The sequence below is a fragment of the Acinetobacter sp. ANC 4218 genome (assembly GCF_002135245.1).
Lineage (GTDB): Bacteria > Pseudomonadota > Gammaproteobacteria > Pseudomonadales > Moraxellaceae > Acinetobacter.
This window is the reverse complement of the sequence record NZ_NEGD01000013.1, coordinates 71,524-90,806: the sequence shown is the minus strand read 5'-3', so window position 1 is coordinate 90,806 and position 19,283 is coordinate 71,524. Positions and strand designations below refer to the sequence as shown.

Sequence of the window (19,283 nt, the reverse complement as noted above, 5' to 3'; positions counted from 1 at the left end):
AATCATTTCTAGGTTAAATAAGATTGAAATAAGCTCATTTCTCCGTAGCGGAATGGCTTTGTATAAACTGATTTACTGCTTGAGTATAGGAATTATTTTGCCCAAGTGACTGGTTGATTTCTCTGTGTGAAAGCGGAATAGGCAATAGCTGGGTTTTGGTTCCTGATTTTTGTGCTTGCTGAATAAATTGCTGTGCCTGCATACAGGGTTGGTCTGGCCGAATTGTGGAACAAACAGCGAGAAATGCCGGTAAAGTTTGGTGTAGTTGAGATATAGGAGAAAGTGCTTTCCAGTTTGATGGCTGATTACCAAAGGCTTGATCATAAAACCGTGCATGTCGGGTTTGCATAATGGTTTCGACATTATAGGCAGCACTGTCTAAAGCCACTGTAGCACGCCAGGGCTGAGGCTGCGATGTCAGCCAGAGGGGGCGTGTAGTGAGTAGGCTGACTAAGTGTGCACCTGCTGAATGTCCCATCAGAACCAAACGTTTAGGATCAGCATGCCAATTTGCAGCCTGTTTCTGGATATAAATGAGTGCCTGTGCAATATCTTGGGTTTGTTGTTGTACGCTGACCTCAGGAACCAATCGATAATTGAGGGAAATAAATCCCCAGTTTTGTTTGGTCCAATACGCCACTTTGTTTTTGACTACAGCCGCATTATTTTTATCTCCAATAGTCCATGCTCCTCCATGTACCATCACAATTAACGGTGTCAGCGTTTTATCTGGGAAAGCTTTGGTGGGGAAATAGATATCCATGACCTGTTGAGGATGAGGCCCATAAGCAATATTTTTCAGGACTTTGGTTTTATTCATTAAACTTGTATTGGAAGAATCCGGATAGGCCGATGGATTGCAACAGAACAATGTAAATATCAAGCAAAGGCGTTTTTTCATTCTCGTGATCCTTCCCATTTAAATAATATTAAATAAAGCCGCTGTGTTGTTTAAAATTTTTCTTATAAAGTGATGTATCGATGGGAATACTTTAACTGATTTCTTATTTCTTATTTCTGATTTCTGATTTCGAACAATCGATCTTCCACATGCCGAATCGATTTTTTGGTATTTTAATTAAAATTAAATTACAACATTCAACATTAAAACTTGGAAAAGTAACATTACGCGGATATTAACTTCACACTCATGACGTATGCTGTAACAAATAGCCAAAAGGACATATCTCATGAAAAAGTTAATGAGCGTGATGGCAATGGCAACCCTGTCGACTTTTATGCTGGCAGGGTGTGATTCTATGTCTCCAAGAGAGCAACGTATTGGCGCAGCTGCACTTGGTGGTGCGGTTGGTGGTGGTGTGGGGAATCAGGTTGGTGGCGGTATCGGTGCAGCTGTCGGTGGTGGTGCGGGTGCAGCAGTAGGCAGTAAAACCCAGGGTGGTTCTAACCGTAATGCGACCTATAGTGGTGTCGGTGGTGCTATTGGTTCTGCGGTGGGTAAAAGTATCTTTGGGGGTAATGCCGGGGCTGCCATTGGTGGTGCCATTGGTGGTGGAGCAGGTGCAGCCATTGAAGAGAAAAAACGTTAATAAAGTTTAAAAATTTGATAAAAAGCGCTTGTTAATCAGGCGCTTTTTTCTCAGTTATGGCTGGCCTTTGGTTTTTTTCGGCGGATATAGATGGTCTTTTCTACCTCGGCAATCCGTACGCCCGATTCATCAAAAATATTTACATGATAGTTTCGGTATACCGGGGCGTGATTTTCAGCAAGTCGCTTAATCTGGTCAATTTCTGTTGGATCGAGACGAATATTGGCATATACCGTGCCACGACCGGGTGAGAGGAATTGTATGGATGCAGATTTATCCCACACAATGTATTTTGAACCCAGATGATGCATCAAAATCAGCATATAAAAAGGATCGACCATTGCATATAAACTGCCGCCAAAATGTACACCGACGACATTTTGATTTTTATGGGTTAAAGGCATTTTGATGCGAATATGATAATTCGCCAGATCAACTTTATCGATTTCAATCCCTGCGCCGCGGTAAGGTGCATAGCGATTTAACAAAAATTTATAAATGGCAGGAATTGTCTGTAGTTTTTTTAAAAGGCTCATTTGGGTCAATTATTTTTTTTCGGCTTCAGAACATACTAAAACACAATGATCAGGCTGGCATTGATCGGATTGCCCAAACTCTGCAATAAATAGGCAATAAAAAAATAGGATAAAAATATATGCAAGCTCAAACACAATGGGTGGCTACCTCAGATCAGCAGCGTCTCTATGTCAAAACCTGGGGCAATGAGGCAAACCCTGCTTTAGTCCTGGTTCATGGTTATCCGGATAATCAGGAAGTTTGGGAGCTGGTCATTCAGCAGCTGATTCAAGATTTTTATGTGTTGAGCTATGATGTACGCGGTGCAGGGAAATCCTCCATTCCGAAACGGATTCGTGACTATCGGCTGGAACAGTTATCTTTAGATCTGGAAAGCGTGGTCAATGCTGTGCTGGAAAATCGTCCTTTTCATTTGGCAGCACATGATTGGGGTTCAATTCAGTCTTGGGAATCGGTGACTGAGCCGAAGTTTAGGGATCGGATTTTGTCTTATAGCACTATTTCTGGTCCCTGTCTGGATCATGCCGCTTTTTGGATGCGTCAGCAATTTAAGCAAAATAAGCCCAAATTTTTTAAACAACTGACGAAATCCTGGTATATCGCGGTGTTTCAATTGCCCTTGTTGGCGCCAGCCATCTGGACTTTATTTACGCCTGAAAAATGGGACAAAGTTTTGCAACAGTTAGAGCAGCAAAAAGATTTACCTTTAAACCGCCATATTGCTTCAGATGGAAAACATGGTATTGGACTGTATCGTGCCAACTTCATCCCACGTTTAACCCAACCACGTCAGCGTTTTGCTGTTTGTCCGGTGCAGGCGATTGTGCTGAAAAGAGACAATTTTGTCAGTCCGGAACTAATTGATGAAATGCCGAAATGGGCAGAAAATTTTCAGCGTGTAGAGATAGATGCCAACCATTGGGCAATATTGAGCCAAGCAGAGTTGGTCGCAGAATATATCAAAATATTTGCTCTAAAAAATAATTGAAAATTCTTTTTTGATATAAATTTTAATTCAAATCAATTTCTTGTTGTTTTTTGACTGAGCCGATTTATTTACAGTTTCAAAAGGTCGCATCTGTTAAAATGGCGGCTTTTTATCTTCCTTAAAATTTTCATGAATGCAGTAGTAATTGCGATTGCCGTGATGTTTATACTCTCACTGGCACGAGTTTCTGTTGTCTTGACTTTGGTCATTTCAGCGATTATTGGTGGCTTGGTTGCAGGTCTAAGTTTGTCGGATACTGTAACTGCATTTAATGCGGGTCTGGGTGATGGGGCAGAAGTTGCTCTGGCTTATGCGGTATTGGGTGCTTTTGCTTTAGCCCTGTCAAAATCAGGCTTGCCTGATCTTCTGGCCCATAAATTAATTGGTTTGCTGGGTGCGGAAGCCACGCATCAAAAAACCAGAAAAGTAAAATATTTACTGTTAAGCATTTTACTGGTTGCAGCCATTTTTTCTCAAAACCTGATTCCTGTGCATATCGCCTTTATTCCGGTCTTGGTTCCTCCTTTACTTAAGGTTATGAATCACATGAATTTAGACCGTCGTGCGGCAGCATGTGTACTGACCATGGGGTTGGTCGGAACCTACATTTTCCTGCCAGTCGGTTTTGGTTCCATTTTCCTTGAACAAATTTTGATGGGCAACATCAATAAAATTGGTGCAGCCTATGGCTTACATGTAGATCGCTGGATGATGCCGATGGGGATGGCTATTCCGGTCATTGGCATGCTGATAGGTACGTTGACTGCTGTATTTTTCAGCTATCGCAAACCACGTCATTATATTGATCGTGTGGTTGCTCGTGTGACCACCATCGATCTGGACAAGCCAATTCGTGCGGGCGAAGTGAGTCTGCAAGCGGATGCCGAAGAACTCAAACAGGAAGCAGAACAAGCACCAATTATCGCGAAAAAAACCATCTTTATGGCACTACTCGCGATTTCCTTGACTTTGGTTGCCCAGCTGTATTCAGGCTCGATGATCTTGGGTGGGCTGGTCGGTTTTGCGGTACTGTCTGCTGCGGGTATCTTCAAATGGCAAGAGGCCGATGATGTCTTTGTTCAAGGCATGCGCATGATGGCATTGGTCGGCTTCATTATGATTTCTGCGGCTGGTTTTGCTTCGGTGATGACGCATACTGGTGACATCAATAGTCTGGTGAATGGGGTAGTGCATCTGATTGGTGACAACAAAGCCTTGGCTGCATTTCTGATGTTGTTTATTGGATTATTTGTGACTATCGGGATTGGCTCATCATTCTCCAGTGTACCGGTATTGGCGGTGATTTATGTACCGCTGTGCGTACAATTTGGCTTTTCTCCATTGGCTACTGTGGCTTTGATTGGTACCGCAGCAGCATTGGGTGATGCCGGCTCTCCAGCTTCAGACTCAACTTTAGGTCCAACTGCAGGTCTGGGTGTAGATGGTCAGCATGATCATATTTGGGATACGGTCCTTCCAACATTTATCCATTTTAATATTCCATTATTGGTATTTGGCTGGATTGCTGCAATGGTACTTTAATGAATTTTAAATTCATTTTATTGCTTATTTTAAAACATGTATTTAAAATAAATGTTATTAAATAATTAATATAATAAAACCAAGTAATATACTTGGAATATAATCATTAATCTGATTAACATGGTTGGTATTAAAAACCAACTATGTTGATCTGATTAAAATAAATAACTAATATTTTCAATAGTTTAAAAATAAATAAATTTAAAATAATTAATGGCTATTGCATATTAATAATAGGCATGTTTATTATTAATTAATGTTTAAATTTTGTAGTAATTATCCTTCTAGAGGTGATTTAAAATGTTAAAACAAGTTGCTCTTATCGCGTTAATGGGGATGTCTGCTTCTGCAATCGCAGGTCAATGGCAGGTTAAAGTCGGCGCGAGCTCTTTAGCTCCAACAGAAGACCAGAATGTATTGGCAAACGGTGCATTTACAAATGTAGAAGCTTCCCAAGAATACGGTTTTACTCCATCGGTAGAATATTTCTTTAATGATAATTTTTCTGCTGAATTATTGTTGGCAACTCCTTTTGAACACGATGTAACATCAAATGGTACAAAAATTGCTTCATTTAAGCATTTACCACCAACAATTACAGCAAAATATAATTTCAAAAACTCAACTGGTTTCACTCCTTATGTAGGTGTTGGTGCAACTGTGGTTATTCCTTGGGATGAGGAAATTGTGATTGAAGGGGCAAAATTAAATGCTGATGTCGGCTATGGTGTAGCAGGTCAAGTAGGTCTCAACTTCCAACCAGCTGATGCTAAAAACTGGGGTGTTTTTGCTGATGTACGTTATGCGGATGTGAAATCTGAGCTTGAATTAAATGGCACTGCTATTGGTGACCTTGAAGTTAATCCTTGGGTTTACACAATCGGTTATAGCTACAAATTCTAAAATAAAAATAGATATAAAATAAAAACAATAAATCAGCGCCAAAATCCCCATCCCTGATGGGGATTTTTTATTTCATCATTCAGTCACAATAAAGTACAGAAATTGAGCACTTTTATCCTGTTTAATCATTAAAAATGCGTTTAAGTTGAGAGTCTACAATAAGCTAAAAAAGCAGGAAAAATCATGAAATTATTCATTGTATGCAAAGTGGTCTTTTTTAGTCTTTTAAGTGGATCGGTGTATGCTGCAAGTTTTAATTGTGACAAAGCCCAGACTCCAACTGAATATGCCATATGCGAGCATCGAAGCATTAATGATGCGGATGTCAAAATGGCCACCACCTACAATATTATTAAACGTTTGGTGCCGATGGGAACACGTGGTGTCATTCAGGATGAGCAGGTCAAATGGTTACAGTTGCGTGACCAATGTGGCAATTCAAGCCGCTGTTTAACTGAAGTGTATAAAATGCGCCAGCAAAAGCTGAATCTGTATATGGAGCGTGTGTATCAACAAGGGCCTTTTTAAGAAAAATTTATTTGACCCTATTGAAAATTCTTTAACTTACTCCATTCATTAAGCATCCAATAAAAACCATGTAATGAATTTAAGGAGTGATTTATGAGCGAACAAAGCGCACAAAAACATAGTTTCCAGGCGGAAGTAGCGCAGCTATTGCATTTGGTGACGCATTCTCTCTATTCAAACCCTGAAATTTTCCTGCGAGAACTGATCTCGAATGCTTCGGATGCCTGTGACAAGCTGCGTTTTGAAGGGATTAACCATCCTGAATATTATGAAAATGACCCTGACTTGCATGTACGTGTCAGTCTGGATAAAGAAAATAAAACCATCACTATTTCCGACAACGGTATTGGTCTGACTCAACAAGAAGCGATTGATAATCTGGGCACCATTGCCAAATCGGGCACCAAGGACTTCATGTCTAAATTGTCCGGAGATCAAAAAGCGGATGCGCAGTTGATTGGCCAGTTTGGTGTGGGTTTCTATTCAGGCTTTATTGTAGCTGAAAAGATTACCGTGGAATCGCGCCATGCCGCTGCTGATGTCGCTGATGGGGTACGCTGGATTAGTAGCGGAACAGGTGATTTCGAAGTTGAGCAAATCAATAAGGCTTCACGTGGAACAGACATTATTTTGCATTTGCATGACAATGCACTGGAATATTTAGAATCTTATAAAGTTAAGCAAATCATCAATAAATATTCTGACCATATTAGCCTGCCAATTGAAATGCAAAAAGAAATCTGGCAGCAAGAAGAAGCGGCTGAGGGGGAAGAAGCTAAGCCAGGTCAGATGGTAAAAACAGATGAATGGGAAGCCATTAACTCTGCCAGCGCACTTTGGACCCGCAATAAAAACGAGATCACTGACGAGCAATATACCGAATTCTACAAGAATCTCAGTCATGACTTTGATGCACCTTTGGCCTGGACCCATAACCGTGTAGAAGGCAGCACGGAATACACACAATTGCTTTACATTCCAAGCAAGGCGGCAAGCAATCTCTTTACTCGCGAAGCCAAAGCAGGCATTAAACTGTATGTCAAACGCGTATTTATTATGGATGAAGCAGATAACCTGATTCCAAACTATTTGCGTTTTGTGCAAGGGGTGGTGGATAGTGCCGATCTTCCACTCAATGTTAGCCGTGAATTGCTGCAAGAAAGCCGCGATGTCAAAACAATTCGTGAAGGAAATGCCCGCCGTGTGCTGACCATGCTGGATGGTCTGGCAAAATCTGAAGATGAACAGGATCAGGAGAAATTCAAAACTTTTTATGCTGAATTTGGTTCGGTGATTAAGGAAGGTTTGGGTGAAGACTTTGGTAACCGTGAACGTATCTTAAAATTGCTGCGTTTCTCGACTTCGACTACTGATGAAGTTTCAACCTCATTGGCAGATTACAAGGCACGAATGAAAGACGGGCAAAAGGCCATTTATTATGTGACTGCGGAAAGCCTCAGTGCTGCGAAAAATTCGCCACAGCTGGAGCTGTTCAAGAAAAAAGGCATTGAAGTGCTGTTAATGGCGGATCGTGTGGATGAGTGGGCGATGGAGTTTATTCATGAATTCGACGGAACGCCAATGCAAAATGTGTCCAAGGGTGCAGTAGACTTGGGTGATTTACAGGATGCTGAAGAGAAGAAAGCACTGGAAGTAGCAGCTGAGCAGTTTAAGCCAGTCGTGGATAAGCTTTCGGATTCTCTCAAAGACAAAACTCAACAAGTGCGTGTGACGACCCGTCTGGTGGATTCACCGGCATGTTTGGTGACAGGCGAAGGTGAGCTGTCTCCACAGTTGATTCGCATGCTGAAACAGGCTGGTCAGGCAGTGCCAGAAAGTAAACCAATTCTGGAAATTAATCCTGAACATCCGCTGGTGAAAAAGCTGGAAGGATCGAACCAGTTTGATGACCTGGCCAATGTGATTTTTGATCAGGCAGTGATTGCTGAAGGTGGATTACCTGATGATCCAGCTGAGTATGTGAAACGTATCAATAGTTTATTGTTAAAATAAGTCAGTTTTCGACAATATAAAAAAACCTCCCTCGGGAGGTTTTTTATTGCAGAAAATAGGCGTATGGATGGCTCAACTTATTATATTGCCCAACATTAGAACAATGCTTCCATACGCACTAATACACCGAGGAAATGGCTGCGATCTTCACGATGGTCATTGAGATAGTTTAAATCGCCTTGTAGAAAAAACCATTCACGCACAAAAGGTTGCCGCCATGAAATATAGGGTCCCCAACTGTTCAGGCGAAGGTCGTTATTATTATAAAAACCGCCGGTATATAAGCCATAAGCAAAACGGTTATTCTGGAAAAATTGATGTTGTCTGAATAAATAATTATCCCAAGTGACATCGTCATCTTGTTTGTCGGCATAGGTCAGGCTGAGCTGATTGGATAAAAAGGCCTGATTCGGCCGTGCATGGGTAAGTTCCAGATTAGTTCGCAAGTAGTTTTCACTATCTATGCCATAGCGGTAAATCTGTTCGGCATGAAATCTGAAATCATTTTCCAGTTGCCAGTCTCTGGACGCTTTAAGTCTTACATAAATATCATCCCCTGAACGAATCCCCAAATCCAGATCGGTTTCAAAAGGCAGCCGTTTGGAAAAAGCCGACCAACGCAGGGCCAAGGAACTGTTACTTTCTTGTGTTCGTTCACGGTCTAAAGCTTTACTACTGGTGCTTCCTGGATTTTCATCGGTAATGGCAACATTATTGTTCAGTTCATTATCTAAAGAGTCATCACCGAATACCAAACTGATCTTACGTTCCAAAGTTGGAAGTTTAATTTTTCCGCGCAGACGTGGGCTAACTTCATAACCATCATGTTTATTCCAGCTGTTATCGATAATCAGGCGTAGGGTTGCTGAAGCTGGATCATTTGGATCGGGTTGCCCAAACCATTTATCTATTTTATGGGAGCTACGGTCTGTCCAGTTGCGGATTTCATGTTGTTTACGGTCTAGCCAGCTTTGTTTTTCAGTGGCTTGGATCGGAGGGACAATTACTGCATCTGACTGTTGCGGTAAAACTGTTGGCATCGCATCAATCAGGCTTGGAATCTGACTGAGCAAATTAAAATCTGTTTCTGTTGCGTTAAGCTTTTGTTGATCAACCCCGGTTTCAGCTGAGCTTGACCAGCTGACAGTAGACATGAGTCCAGAGATCAACACACATAAGAGGGGGCTTAATAGAGATAATTTTTTTTTCCGCATATCCTTGCTCTTATATTGTCTGATGATGACTAGTCTGGTAAAAAATCACACTAAAAAGCAAGCTCTTGCTACAAAAAATAAAAACTTAATTTGAAATATGCTTTTGAATCTCTTTATATAATTCCCGGCAATTAATCGGGGAACTGAATTGAGCAGTAATCATCTGAATCATTTGCCAGCTAATGCCATGATGGCGTTCCAATAAAAAATAAGGATAGGCCGATTCATTCTGTGACAGGGCTAAACGTTTGTGCCCATGAATAAGCCGTATTTTTTGCCGTTCTTTGAGTAAAAGTAGCGGTGTTTTAATATCGGCGGTACTTTCATCCAGCTGAATAATTTTTTGGGTTTGAATCAGTTGTGCAGGAATAAATGGCATATAGTTTTCATCATGCCAGATGCAAATGGCTTTATGCGTATAGACATCAAACAGGGATTCAATAGAGTTAAAATGATCGGCCAGGTCTATCCAGGGAATTGTCTTGATTGCAGCCAGGGCATATTGCTCAGCATTATTCAATAATGGCATGAACTGCATGGCCTGCGTCTGGTTTTCTGCACCCAGTAATGCCAAATATCGAACAAAACAACCTTGCTGATTGATCTGCTCTGCCAGATAAATTGGGTAATGCTGCCATTTTTCCAGGTCTGCACCATGTAACAGTAAATCTAGATACGGGGCAATTTCTGGCAGGCTGGGAATGTCTAAACGATATAGCTGCTGTAATGAGGCTTCTTCGCCAGGTAGCGAATGAATACGGGCGACATATTGATTGAGTTCCAGGGTTTCTGCAACATCTTTGATGATAGATGACGGAGCCGCCGTATTCTCTATATCGGTGTGGGCGAGCGTAGAAGCCGCCATCGGCAGATCAGGTTCTACAGCTAACGAAGACGGTTGCTGAATCTCGGCAGGCTGCTGGCTTTGCTGCGCAGATCTTTCAGTGGCTATCGGCTCTTGATCTGAATACAGCTCAGTTATGGATAAATCCATTAAATTGGATTGTTCATGTTCAGCAATGGTTTGAAGCTCATCAGCAGCTACAGTTAGATTGGTCTCAGTCTCGGTTAAAACACTCGTTAGCTTTGGTACAATCAAATTTTGAATCTGTTTGAGTTCGTAGTCTGTTTTTAGGCAACCATAGTTCTGTTGTTGTTGCAACATCCAGTGATAGGCATCCTCCAGATTTTCCCATTCGCTGATCAGGGCTGTACGATTTGCTGCCGGAATTAACCAGATTTGCCAACCGAGTTGAGGATCATGCAAAATAGCCCAGCCAAAATCTGGATGTTGATAAAGGGCTTGCTCTAGCGCTTTACCTTGCTGAAATACGCCACGAAAAGAGAGCTGAAACAGGGTTTGAGCGGCGAAATCTGTAGCTGCTTTTTCGGGCTGGCTATGGGATTTAAATTGTAAAATCTGTTTTTTAAAAATCGGTTCATCACATAAAGCAAAAATGTCTTTTATCCGGGCTTTTGAGCGGGCAATTTCAAAGAAAGATAAGGAACGTTGTTCCAAGCCATCGATGAGTTGATTTAATTCTTGAATCAGCTTGGCTTTTTCTAAGACATTCATGTGCTGATCTCACCTTTAGAGATGCTTTTGCGCTTTTTCTAGATAACTTGCCAATACGATATTAATCGCGAGTTCAAGTAACTTATATTCTGCAGACGTGGGCTGGGAGTAATGCTCAGCAAGCATGATCAACTGATCGGTGTTGATCGTTTGCGGAGGAATCTTGCCTTGAATCAGTGCTTGAAGTTCTTGCATATACACACTTCTTCTTGAGTGAATTATTTATTTAATTGTTTTGATTATATGTATTTAGTAAAAAAAAGCATGAAAAAAATGTCAGTTTTTGAGTATTTATAGACATAATTTGCAAAAAATGTAAATTTTAAATAAAAAATAAGCAATTTTTTGGCAGGAGAGAGCAGAAATCTGCTGATCAGGCTTTAGCTGTCCTGTTATTTTGCAAAGAAAGGGATAAAAAGAAAGTGATGAAATGACAGATTAAAACGATGTTCTGATCGAACATAAGCCGGCGAACAAAATGCCAATTTATGCTGATAAAAAAACCAGACCACATTTGTTTTGTCTGGTTTTTTTTATGGATTTTTAGATTAGGCAGCTGTTTTAGATGCAGTCACACTCTGTGTCTCAGCTTTAGCAACTGGTGCTTTTTGTTCAGCATTCACGGTTTCTGTTGCTTTGTTGACAGGAAAATCTGGGGTATAAACAATTTGAGCAGAAAGGTTAGCAGAGCAAGCCACAATAGCAACAGCGATAAGAGATTTAATCAGGTTCATCATCATTTTCCTTTAGTGAAAGGATGTCTGGTTCATTCAAAAATGAAGCAGGCAAGGAGAGAAATAAAAATAAATTTCATGTGAATGATATCAAGAAGTGATTGAATCAAGTAAGGAGGTGAGAGCAAAAAAAGATGAACGGTGAGTTTAAAATATTATATAAATCATATATTTAGAGTTTTTGCTCTAAGACAGACTGTCTATTAACAATCTGTCTTAACTGCTTTGAAAATATAAAAAAATTATTTTGCATTGCATTTATTTTGGTATTTTTTTTCGTAAACTTTTCCCGCCACACCTCCAATAATGGCACCACTAAACGTACCGAAAACGGGTAATACACTACCAGCCACTGCGCCAATCAGTACACCTTTGAGCGTGGGTGAAAAAGGAGATTTTGCAGATGTGCTTTGTTCTGGACTGGTATCAATCATCGGATCTTGTATTTCAGTGTTCATATTTACCTCTATAAATTTCATGATTAGGAACTCAGATATTCCGCATATTAGCCTAGCGAATTTCGCTTTTAATTGTGTCCAAACCTTGTATAGATAAGTTGTCTTTTGTAAGAGGTTCAAAGCAAATAAGGGTATTGTGACCCGGCTGTAAGTTTTTGCGCTGTAATGTTAAAACTCACTTTTTTGTTTAGAAAATGTCCTATGATCTGGACTCAAAATAATAAAACCTGAGGTAAAAACAATGGCTATCGCAAAAGTGGTTGAAGTGAATTCAAGCAGTAATAAAAGTTTTGAAGATGCTATTCAAAGTGGCATAGATAAAGTGACCGAAACAGTGAAAAATGTGCAGGGTGCATGGATAAATGAACAAAAAGTGGTGATTAAGGATAATAAAATTACAGAATATCGGGTGAATTTAAAAATTAGCTTCTTGGTTGACTGAATTGAATAGATCAATGAATCTTAAAATAAAAAATCCCCAAGGACTGGGGATTTTTTTATTGACTTGCTGTAGTTAAGACTTCAGCTTATTTTTCCGGAACATCACACTGATCTTCTTTACAGATTGCGCTATCTTCAGCAACTATGTTGTCTTGTTGAGGTGCTTCAAGGGCTTTTTTCATCACCTGTAAAAATACTTCACGTGGCTGTGCACCCGCGAGTGCGATCCGTTGATCAAAGACAAAGAAGGGTACTCCGGTCACATTGAGCTGATCACGTGCTACTTCTTCATCAAATTTGACAAAATCTGCAAATTCGTCTGAATTGAGCACATCATCTACTTCAACCGGATTTAAGCCAATACGGGCTGCAACATCTTCCAGAGTTTCACGTTCACCAATGGCTAAACCTTGGGTCATATAACTATAGAAAAAGGCTTCTTTGGCTTCGGAACCCAAGCCTTTGCTTTGTGCCAAATGGATAATACGGTGAGCATTGAAGGTGTTGCCTGAATTGGCATTGTCCCAATTGAACTGAATGCCTTCTTCTGCAGCCATTGCGGCAATATTGCGCTGCATTTCTTCAACTTCAGTCAGAGTACGGCCGTATTTTTGTGCCAGACGTTCAGAGTTGGATACTTCCTGGCGAACAGGTGCTTCCGGGTCAAGTTCATAACTATGCCAATGAACTTCAAGTTCTAAACCTGCCTGTTCAGCAGCAGCTTCCAGACGTTTTTTACCAATATAACAAAATGGGCAAACTACATCTGACCAAATATCTACGCGCATGAGAGTTCTCTTATCTTTTCTTGCTTCTATTGATGGGGATAGAGATTAAAATTTAAAGCATCTAAAAATGAAAAATCATGAATTTATCAAATGGTATAAAAAATATAGGTTTAAGGATAGATTGAAACTTAAAGAAGCGGGGTTCTTATGAAAAAATCGAATAAGCAATTCCATTTTAATTAGATTACAAGACTTACAACAAATAATATTATTAAAAAATATATTATTATTTAATCAATTGTTAGCATGAATATTCACACTTCTCCCCGTTTTTTAGTTGCTTTATTACCATTGATCAGTACTCCTGTATTTGCAACAACTGGATATTTTATGCATGGTTATGGCATTAAGGCTCAAGGGAATGCTGGAGCCTCTGTTGCACATTTTCAAGATGCATTGACTATTGCAAATAACCCAGCAGGGTTGAGCTGGATTGGTTCAAGAATCGATATTGGCGCTACACTTTTTGCTCCTGATCGCTCAGCAGAAATAGTTGGGAATGCTGTACCTGGTGCCAATGGTCATTATGATGGCAATGGTCGAAAGTATTTTGTGCTTCCTGAAATTGCCTATAACCATCAAGTGAATAATCAAGTTAATTTGGGGATCGCTATTTATGGTAATGGCGGTATGAATACCGGCTATAAGCAAAATCCATTTGCTGCATTTGGGAACCAAGGCAGTGCGGGTGTAGATTTGTCACAGGTGTTTATTTCTCCTGCTGTCTCTTGGCAATATGCGAAAAATCAATCGATTGGGGTTGCGACCAATATCTTGTATCAACGTTTTGAAGCCAAAGGTATTAGTGGTTTTGCGGGTCTTTCTGTCGATGGTGATAAGCTCAGTAATAAGGGTAAAGACTCCGCTACAGGCGTTGGCTTACGTGTCGGTTGGGCTGGGAAGTTCTTTGATGAGCGTTTAACTCTAGGTGCAAATTATAGTTCTAAAATTGATGCAGACCGTTTTGATCAATACAGTGGCTTATTTGCACAACAAGGTGATTTTGATGTACCTGAAAGTTACGGTATTGGTGCAGCCTATCAGCTGACAGCAAAGTTGAACGTGGCTGCAGATGTGGAACGTATTAACTATTCAGATGTCGGTTCGGTTGGACATGCGATTAACCCGCTATTCCAGGGGCATGCTTTTGGGTCGGATCAAGGTCCAGGCTTTGGCTGGAATGACATTAACGTGTATAAAGTTGCAGTAAGCTATCAGGCGCATCCAAAATTAACCTTACGTGCCGGGTATAGTCATAACGACCAGCCCATTTCGGCGGATCAAACCTTCTTGAATATCTTGGCACCCGGGGTCGTGCAAGATCATTTGAGCGTAGGTGCAACCTGGAATGTAGATGCTCATCAAGAGCTCAGCATTGCATATACCCATGCTTTAGAAAAAGAAGTAAAGGGCAGTGAGTCCATTCCTGCAAACTTTGGTGGTGGTGAAGCGAATTTGACAATGAGTCAGAACATTTTAGGCTTGGCTTATGGTTATAAGTTCTAACCTGAGGCTTTCAAAAGTTGCGATAAAAGCCCTTTTCATCGGGCTTTTTTAGCTATGCAGTTTAATCTTCAATGAGCCATTTTCTTAAACAAGACATATGGACTTGATTTTAACTCATTTGCTGTCCTGCATACTTTGTGTACTTGTTGTTTGATAAATGAACGATTTAAGGCTGAATCAAGTTATGATGTGAAAAAGGCGGTATAGAGGAGTCTGGTATGCCCAGAATTTTTCTCATCTTGGCATTGGCAACATGCAGCGTATTTGGCTGGATGTTGTATCAATATTCGGTCCAGCAAAAAGAACTCAGCCAACTGCACAGCTACCAAACGGTATTGTATGAAAAAGCCGAACTCATTTATCAACAGGCCCAAGACTGGTCTAAGCCGATCCAGATCAATGTCTCTGATAATCGTCTGCAGGGCGATTATAAAGTGATGGCGGATTTTGTGTTGAGTGAAATGATTCAAAATGCCGAAGCAAGAAATCAGTATTTGCGCGAGCTGAAAGCGATTCACTGGGATCAGTTTTTAAATATCGACCGTTTAGACCAAGACCGCGAGCAGAAATATGTAGAAACCGAGCAGATGTTGCAGCAAGCACATCTGCTCGCGAAGCGCTATCAGCAACAAACCCTACAGCGTGAACAAAATACCTTAGCCCGAGCTAAACAATTATCGATTAAATCACATCTCAGGCATCAGCTCACCGATAGCTTGCGTGAAAGCCGGGATAGTGATCAGACCCATGCGCTATTTGCTCTGGAGCTACAGGTTCTAGATAAGGCGGATGCCTTATTCCAGATTCTTAAAAATAATCAATGGGAGAAAAAGAACAAGACCTTTATGTTTTATCAGGATCAGCCCCTCAAGCAGTTTAATGATTTGTATAAGCAGATTCTGCAGTTAAATGCAGAAATAGAAAAAATTAAAAAGCAAAACCGTCAGGCGGTTGAGCAGCGTTTATAGATTTTGAGTTTCGATTGGGGGATGTCAGCTAAAGCAGCAGTTTAAAATAAAAAAGCGTACCGAAGTACGCTTTTTGATACTATTGAGTGAGGCGATTAAGCACTTTTCTCTTCAGCCTGAGCAGCAAGCATATGGCCGGTTTCTTCGAAGTTTGAATGCCAAGACAGCGCTTCACGAAGAATGTGTGGAGTTTGACCACCTTTAGCACATGCACGATCAAAGTAATTGTTTAGAGCATCACGGTACATCGGGTGAGCACAGTTGTCGATAATCACACGCGCACGTTCACGAGGTGCTAAACCACGTAAGTCAGCAAGACCCTGTTCAGTTACCAGAATGTCTACGTCGTGTTCAGCATGGTCAACGTGAGAAGCAAATGGCACCACAGAAGAAATGTCACCGCCTTTAGCGATAGACTTAGTCACGAAAATTGCCAAGTGGGCATTACGTGCGAAGTCACCAGAACCACCGATACCGTTCATCATTTTGGTACCGCATACGTGAGTTGAGTTTACGTTACCGTAAATGTCGAACTCTAATGCAGTGTTGATACCGATAATACCGAGACGACGAACCAGTTCAGGGTGGTTCGAAATTTCTTGTGGACGAAGCACAAGTTTGTCTTTGTATTGTTCAAGGTTGTTAAATACTTTTTCGCCATATTTAGCAGAAAGCGTAATTGAAGAACCTGAAGCAAATTTCATTTTGCCTGCATCAATCAATTCGAAGGTACAGTCTTGAAGTACTTCTGAGTACATGATCAAGTCTTCGAAGTTCGAATCTTTCAAACCGGTCAATACTGCGTTGGCAATTGAACCGATACCTGCCTGTAATGGACCAAGATTAGAAGGAAGACGGCCTTCAGCCACTTCTTTTTCAAAGAATGCGATCAAGTGGTTCGCAATGCCTTGAGTTTCATCATCCGGTGCAGTCACGGTAGATGGAGAATCGTGGTATTCGCTGTTGAATACGATACCGACAATTTTTGCAGGATCGATATTGATGGCTGTTGTACCAATACGCTCATCCACTTTAGTCAACGGAATAGGTTGACGCGTTGGACGATACGTTGGGATGTAGATGTCGTGTAAACCTTCAAAAGCAGGGCTTAAGTTGGTGTTGATTTCTACAATCACTTTTTCAGCGAAAATAGCAAAGCTAGCAGAGTTACCTACAGATGTGGTTGGAATGATGCCGCCATCTTCAGTAATGGCAACAGCTTCAATCACTGCCACATCTGGCTTTTTAAGTTGCTGGTTACGCATTTGTTCAACAGTTTCAGACAAATGCTGATCGATGAACATCACTTCGCCTTTGTTAATGGCTTTACGTAACGTATTATCTACCTGGAACGGTAAACGGCGAGCAAGTACACCAGCTTCAGTTAACTGTTTATCTAAATCGTTACCAAGACTTGCGCCTGTAATTAAAGTAATTTTCAAAGGATTTGTTTGAGCCTGTTTTACCAGTGCCAGGGGAACAGCTTTTGCTTCACCTGCACGAGTAAATCCACTCATACCTACAGTCATACCATCTTGGATAAAAGTAGCAGCTTGTTCTGCGCTCATGACTTTGTCATGAAGTGACGCTAAACGAATACGATCTAAAGACATGGTCTACGCTCAATTCTTGTTCAAAACTAGACGGATTGTACCGTCCAAAAAACAAATTGTGCATGCCTGTTAGGCTAAGGTCTAATTTTTTGAAAAAATGTTGGTATAACGAATTTTTATGGCTTTTAATACCTTGATTTTAATAGTGTAAAAACCAGGGGGTTAATCATTAAACAAAACTGTTTGTTGATTAATTGATCAAAGCTTAAAAGTGTCCCGTAATCGTTTGTTTAATTTTTTCTAAAGTGCCTTGCGGGATATTTTCCTCAACTTCATCATGCAGTAGAGGTAAAGAAATCAGTGCTTCCAAACCGCCTTGCGGGCGATTTTGAATGGTAAGCTGCCCTTGATGAAGATCAACAATACGTTTTACGATGGCCAAACCTAAACCACTGCCCTGAATGGTCCGGGCTTCATTGCCGCGCACGAAAGGTTGCATCAAATCTTCAATCTGGTCTTCAGGAATACCTTCGCCATGGTCGGCGACACGAATCAGCAGGTGATTGTTTTCCACTTTGGCAGATAACTCGATCGGTTCGGCGCCATAGCGTTTGGAATTGTTAATCAGATTACCAATCAGGCGCTTTAAAGACTGGCTACGTGCTTGAATAATTGGAACTTCCTCAGCTTCAAAACGCACGTCCAGCGGCTTGAACTGAATGACCAGTTCCTGTAACAGCATATTAATATCGGTGTCCTGAAGTTCTTCATCAGAGCCATCACGCATGTAGGAGATGAACTGGTTCAGGATGGCATCCATATCTTCGACATCATAAATGAAGCCTTCTTTCAAAAAGTCATCATCGGGCATCATTTCTGCACTTAAGCGGATACGGGTTAGCGGAGTACGCAAGTCGTGCGAAATCCCCGCCAGCATAATACGGCGGTCACGTTCAGTCTGCTCCAGCGTATAAATCATATGATTGAAGGCCTGATTGACTTCACGAATCTCTTGTGGCCCATGATTGGTTTCCAGATAGGGTGCTGAGCCGGTTTTGCTATAGTTGTTAGCTGCATCCTGCAAACGGCGAAGCGGGCGGTTTAACTGGCGAACTAGAGTCAAAATGATGGCAGCAGCAATCAGTGGAATACCAACTAACCAGCCATAGATCAGTTCGGGACTATAGTTGGCATAGGTTTTTAAAGGTTCACGGACCCAATTTCCATTCATTTCTGGAGTCTGAATCCAGATACTGGGACTGGGTTTAAACTGGAAATAAACCGTTACATTTTCAACTTTCAGTTCTTTCGCCAGCTTTTTTTCTATTTGATTGGTAAAAAATTCGGCAATCACCTTGTCTCTTACACGGGGATATTCTGCGGGATTGGTAATATATTCAATACCGACCCGATTTTTGAGCCATAAATCGGCATCCACTTCGGCATTATTATGAAAAATGCGTAAGTCAGGATTGTTTAGAATTTCCAGCTCGACCCCTAAATAGCGGGCATGCTGCTGAATTTCAGGAAGGTAAAGCGTACGCCAAAAGAACCACAACGACATAAATAAACTGAAAAATACAACGAATAACACCAGCACGGTGGTACGCATTGCAGCAGAACGCGGCTTAATCTTATCCAGAAAGCGTTCCCAGCGGGTTCGCTTCTTTTCTGAATAAGCTTCGTAATCAGTAAATTTTTGCGGGTCGATGGGTTCGAGTTTCACGCCAGCTTCCTGTGGGCATTTTTATTTTTGAAAATCGGCAGTGATGTTCTTGGCTGAGTCTTACTGCTTTGACATTCAATTGAAGGATTTGCTTAAGTTACTTTTTTTTAAAATGAGTAACACAGTTACGCAAGAAAACTTTTGCCATTCGCTGAACTCGCCATCATTCATCTATAAATTCTGTTGAAGGATGGCTCAAACAGCAGCGAATGGCTTTGCCGGACAAGTGTTTGAGTTTGTCTTATCCGATAAAAATTG

Annotated in this window: 19 protein-coding genes; 9 read left to right on the top strand and 10 right to left on the bottom strand. The window is 41.0% G+C overall.

Annotation, left to right across the window (positions count from 1 at the left end; all coding sequences use genetic code 11):
* Positions 1-34: 34 nt before the first annotated feature.
* The gene (locus B9T38_RS13250; protein WP_086197248.1) at positions 35-901 is read right to left on the bottom strand and encodes an alpha/beta hydrolase; all 867 of its coding nucleotides are present in this window, start codon (positions 899-901) and stop codon (positions 35-37) included.
* 289 nt (positions 902-1,190) lie between these two features.
* On the opposite strand from B9T38_RS13250, the gene B9T38_RS13245 reads away from it, so the two are divergent.
* Positions 1,191-1,550: a YMGG-like glycine zipper-containing protein gene (locus tag B9T38_RS13245; RefSeq protein ID WP_086197247.1), complete on the top strand. Its 360-nt coding sequence runs from the start codon at positions 1,191-1,193 to the stop codon at positions 1,548-1,550.
* Positions 1,551-1,600: 50 nt separating this feature from the next.
* Here B9T38_RS13245 and B9T38_RS13240 read toward each other — a convergent pair whose 3' ends face one another.
* Positions 1,601-2,086, bottom strand: coding sequence for a PaaI family thioesterase (locus B9T38_RS13240; protein WP_086197246.1), 486 nt, complete (start codon positions 2,084-2,086; stop codon positions 1,601-1,603).
* A gap of 119 nt (positions 2,087-2,205) precedes the next feature.
* On the opposite strand from B9T38_RS13240, the gene B9T38_RS13235 reads away from it, so the two are divergent.
* The 5 genes from B9T38_RS13235 (at position 2,206) to htpG (ending at position 8,061) form a co-directional block, all read left to right on the top strand.
* Positions 2,206-3,075: an alpha/beta fold hydrolase gene (locus tag B9T38_RS13235; protein ID WP_086197245.1), complete on the top strand. Its 870-nt coding sequence runs from the start codon at positions 2,206-2,208 to the stop codon at positions 3,073-3,075.
* Positions 3,076-3,204: 129 nt separating this feature from the next.
* On the top strand, positions 3,205-4,617 hold the full coding sequence (locus B9T38_RS13230; protein WP_086197244.1) for a Na+/H+ antiporter family protein: 1,413 nt from the start codon (positions 3,205-3,207) through the stop codon (positions 4,615-4,617).
* 300 nt (positions 4,618-4,917) lie between these two features.
* On the top strand, positions 4,918-5,520 hold the full coding sequence (locus B9T38_RS13225) for an OmpW/AlkL family protein (protein WP_086197243.1): 603 nt from the start codon (positions 4,918-4,920) through the stop codon (positions 5,518-5,520).
* 183 nt (positions 5,521-5,703) lie between these two features.
* Positions 5,704-6,048, top strand: a complete 345-nt coding sequence (locus B9T38_RS13220) for a lysozyme inhibitor LprI family protein (RefSeq protein ID WP_086197242.1) — start codon at positions 5,704-5,706, stop codon at positions 6,046-6,048.
* A gap of 93 nt (positions 6,049-6,141) precedes the next feature.
* Entirely contained in the window at positions 6,142-8,061 is a 1,920-nt protein-coding gene (htpG, locus tag B9T38_RS13215) for a molecular chaperone HtpG (protein WP_086197241.1), read from the top strand.
* 95 nt (positions 8,062-8,156) lie between these two features.
* On the opposite strand, the gene B9T38_RS13210 is transcribed toward htpG, so the two are convergent.
* From B9T38_RS13210 to B9T38_RS13190, 5 genes are all read right to left on the bottom strand, one after another.
* Positions 8,157-9,215, bottom strand: a complete 1,059-nt coding sequence (locus B9T38_RS13210; protein ID WP_427930237.1) for a hypothetical protein — start codon at positions 9,213-9,215, stop codon at positions 8,157-8,159.
* Between the two features lie 145 nt (positions 9,216-9,360).
* Positions 9,361-10,851, bottom strand: coding sequence for a hypothetical protein (locus B9T38_RS13205; RefSeq protein ID WP_086197239.1), 1,491 nt, complete (start codon positions 10,849-10,851; stop codon positions 9,361-9,363).
* 15 nt (positions 10,852-10,866) lie between these two features.
* Complete coding sequence (locus B9T38_RS13200; RefSeq protein WP_086197238.1) at positions 10,867-11,046, bottom strand: hypothetical protein; 180 nt, start codon at positions 11,044-11,046, stop codon at positions 10,867-10,869.
* Between the two features lie 353 nt (positions 11,047-11,399).
* A complete protein-coding gene (locus B9T38_RS13195) occupies positions 11,400-11,585 on the bottom strand; it encodes a hypothetical protein (RefSeq protein ID WP_086197237.1) in 186 nt (61 codons plus the stop codon).
* A 242-nt stretch (positions 11,586-11,827) separates the two neighbouring features.
* A complete protein-coding gene (locus tag B9T38_RS13190; protein ID WP_086197236.1) occupies positions 11,828-12,043 on the bottom strand; it encodes a hypothetical protein in 216 nt (71 codons plus the stop codon).
* A 241-nt stretch (positions 12,044-12,284) separates the two neighbouring features.
* Between B9T38_RS13190 and B9T38_RS13185 the strand changes: the two genes are divergently transcribed.
* Positions 12,285-12,485, top strand: coding sequence for a dodecin family protein (locus B9T38_RS13185; protein WP_086197235.1), 201 nt, complete (start codon positions 12,285-12,287; stop codon positions 12,483-12,485).
* An 85-nt stretch (positions 12,486-12,570) separates the two neighbouring features.
* On the opposite strand, the gene B9T38_RS13180 is transcribed toward B9T38_RS13185, so the two are convergent.
* Complete coding sequence (locus B9T38_RS13180) at positions 12,571-13,272, bottom strand: DsbA family oxidoreductase (RefSeq protein WP_086197234.1); 702 nt, start codon at positions 13,270-13,272, stop codon at positions 12,571-12,573.
* A 246-nt stretch (positions 13,273-13,518) separates the two neighbouring features.
* Here B9T38_RS13180 and B9T38_RS13175 point away from each other — a divergent pair, with 246 nt between their 5' ends.
* Both B9T38_RS13175 and B9T38_RS13170 read left to right on the top strand, forming a co-directional pair.
* Positions 13,519-14,778, top strand: coding sequence for an OmpP1/FadL family transporter (locus B9T38_RS13175; RefSeq protein ID WP_086197233.1), 1,260 nt, complete (start codon positions 13,519-13,521; stop codon positions 14,776-14,778).
* 218 nt (positions 14,779-14,996) lie between these two features.
* Entirely contained in the window at positions 14,997-15,746 is a 750-nt protein-coding gene (locus B9T38_RS13170; protein ID WP_086197232.1) for a hypothetical protein, read from the top strand.
* A gap of 95 nt (positions 15,747-15,841) precedes the next feature.
* On the opposite strand, the gene scpC is transcribed toward B9T38_RS13170, so the two are convergent.
* Positions 15,842-17,359 carry a succinyl-CoA:acetate CoA-transferase ScpC gene (gene scpC / locus B9T38_RS13165; RefSeq protein ID WP_086197231.1) on the bottom strand — a complete coding sequence of 506 codons (1,518 nt, stop codon included), beginning with the start codon at positions 17,357-17,359 and terminating at the stop codon, positions 15,842-15,844.
* Positions 17,360-17,564: 205 nt separating this feature from the next.
* The gene (locus B9T38_RS13160; RefSeq protein WP_086197230.1) at positions 17,565-19,025 is read right to left on the bottom strand and encodes an ATP-binding protein; all 1,461 of its coding nucleotides are present in this window, start codon (positions 19,023-19,025) and stop codon (positions 17,565-17,567) included.
* Positions 19,026-19,283: the final 258 nt, after the last annotated feature.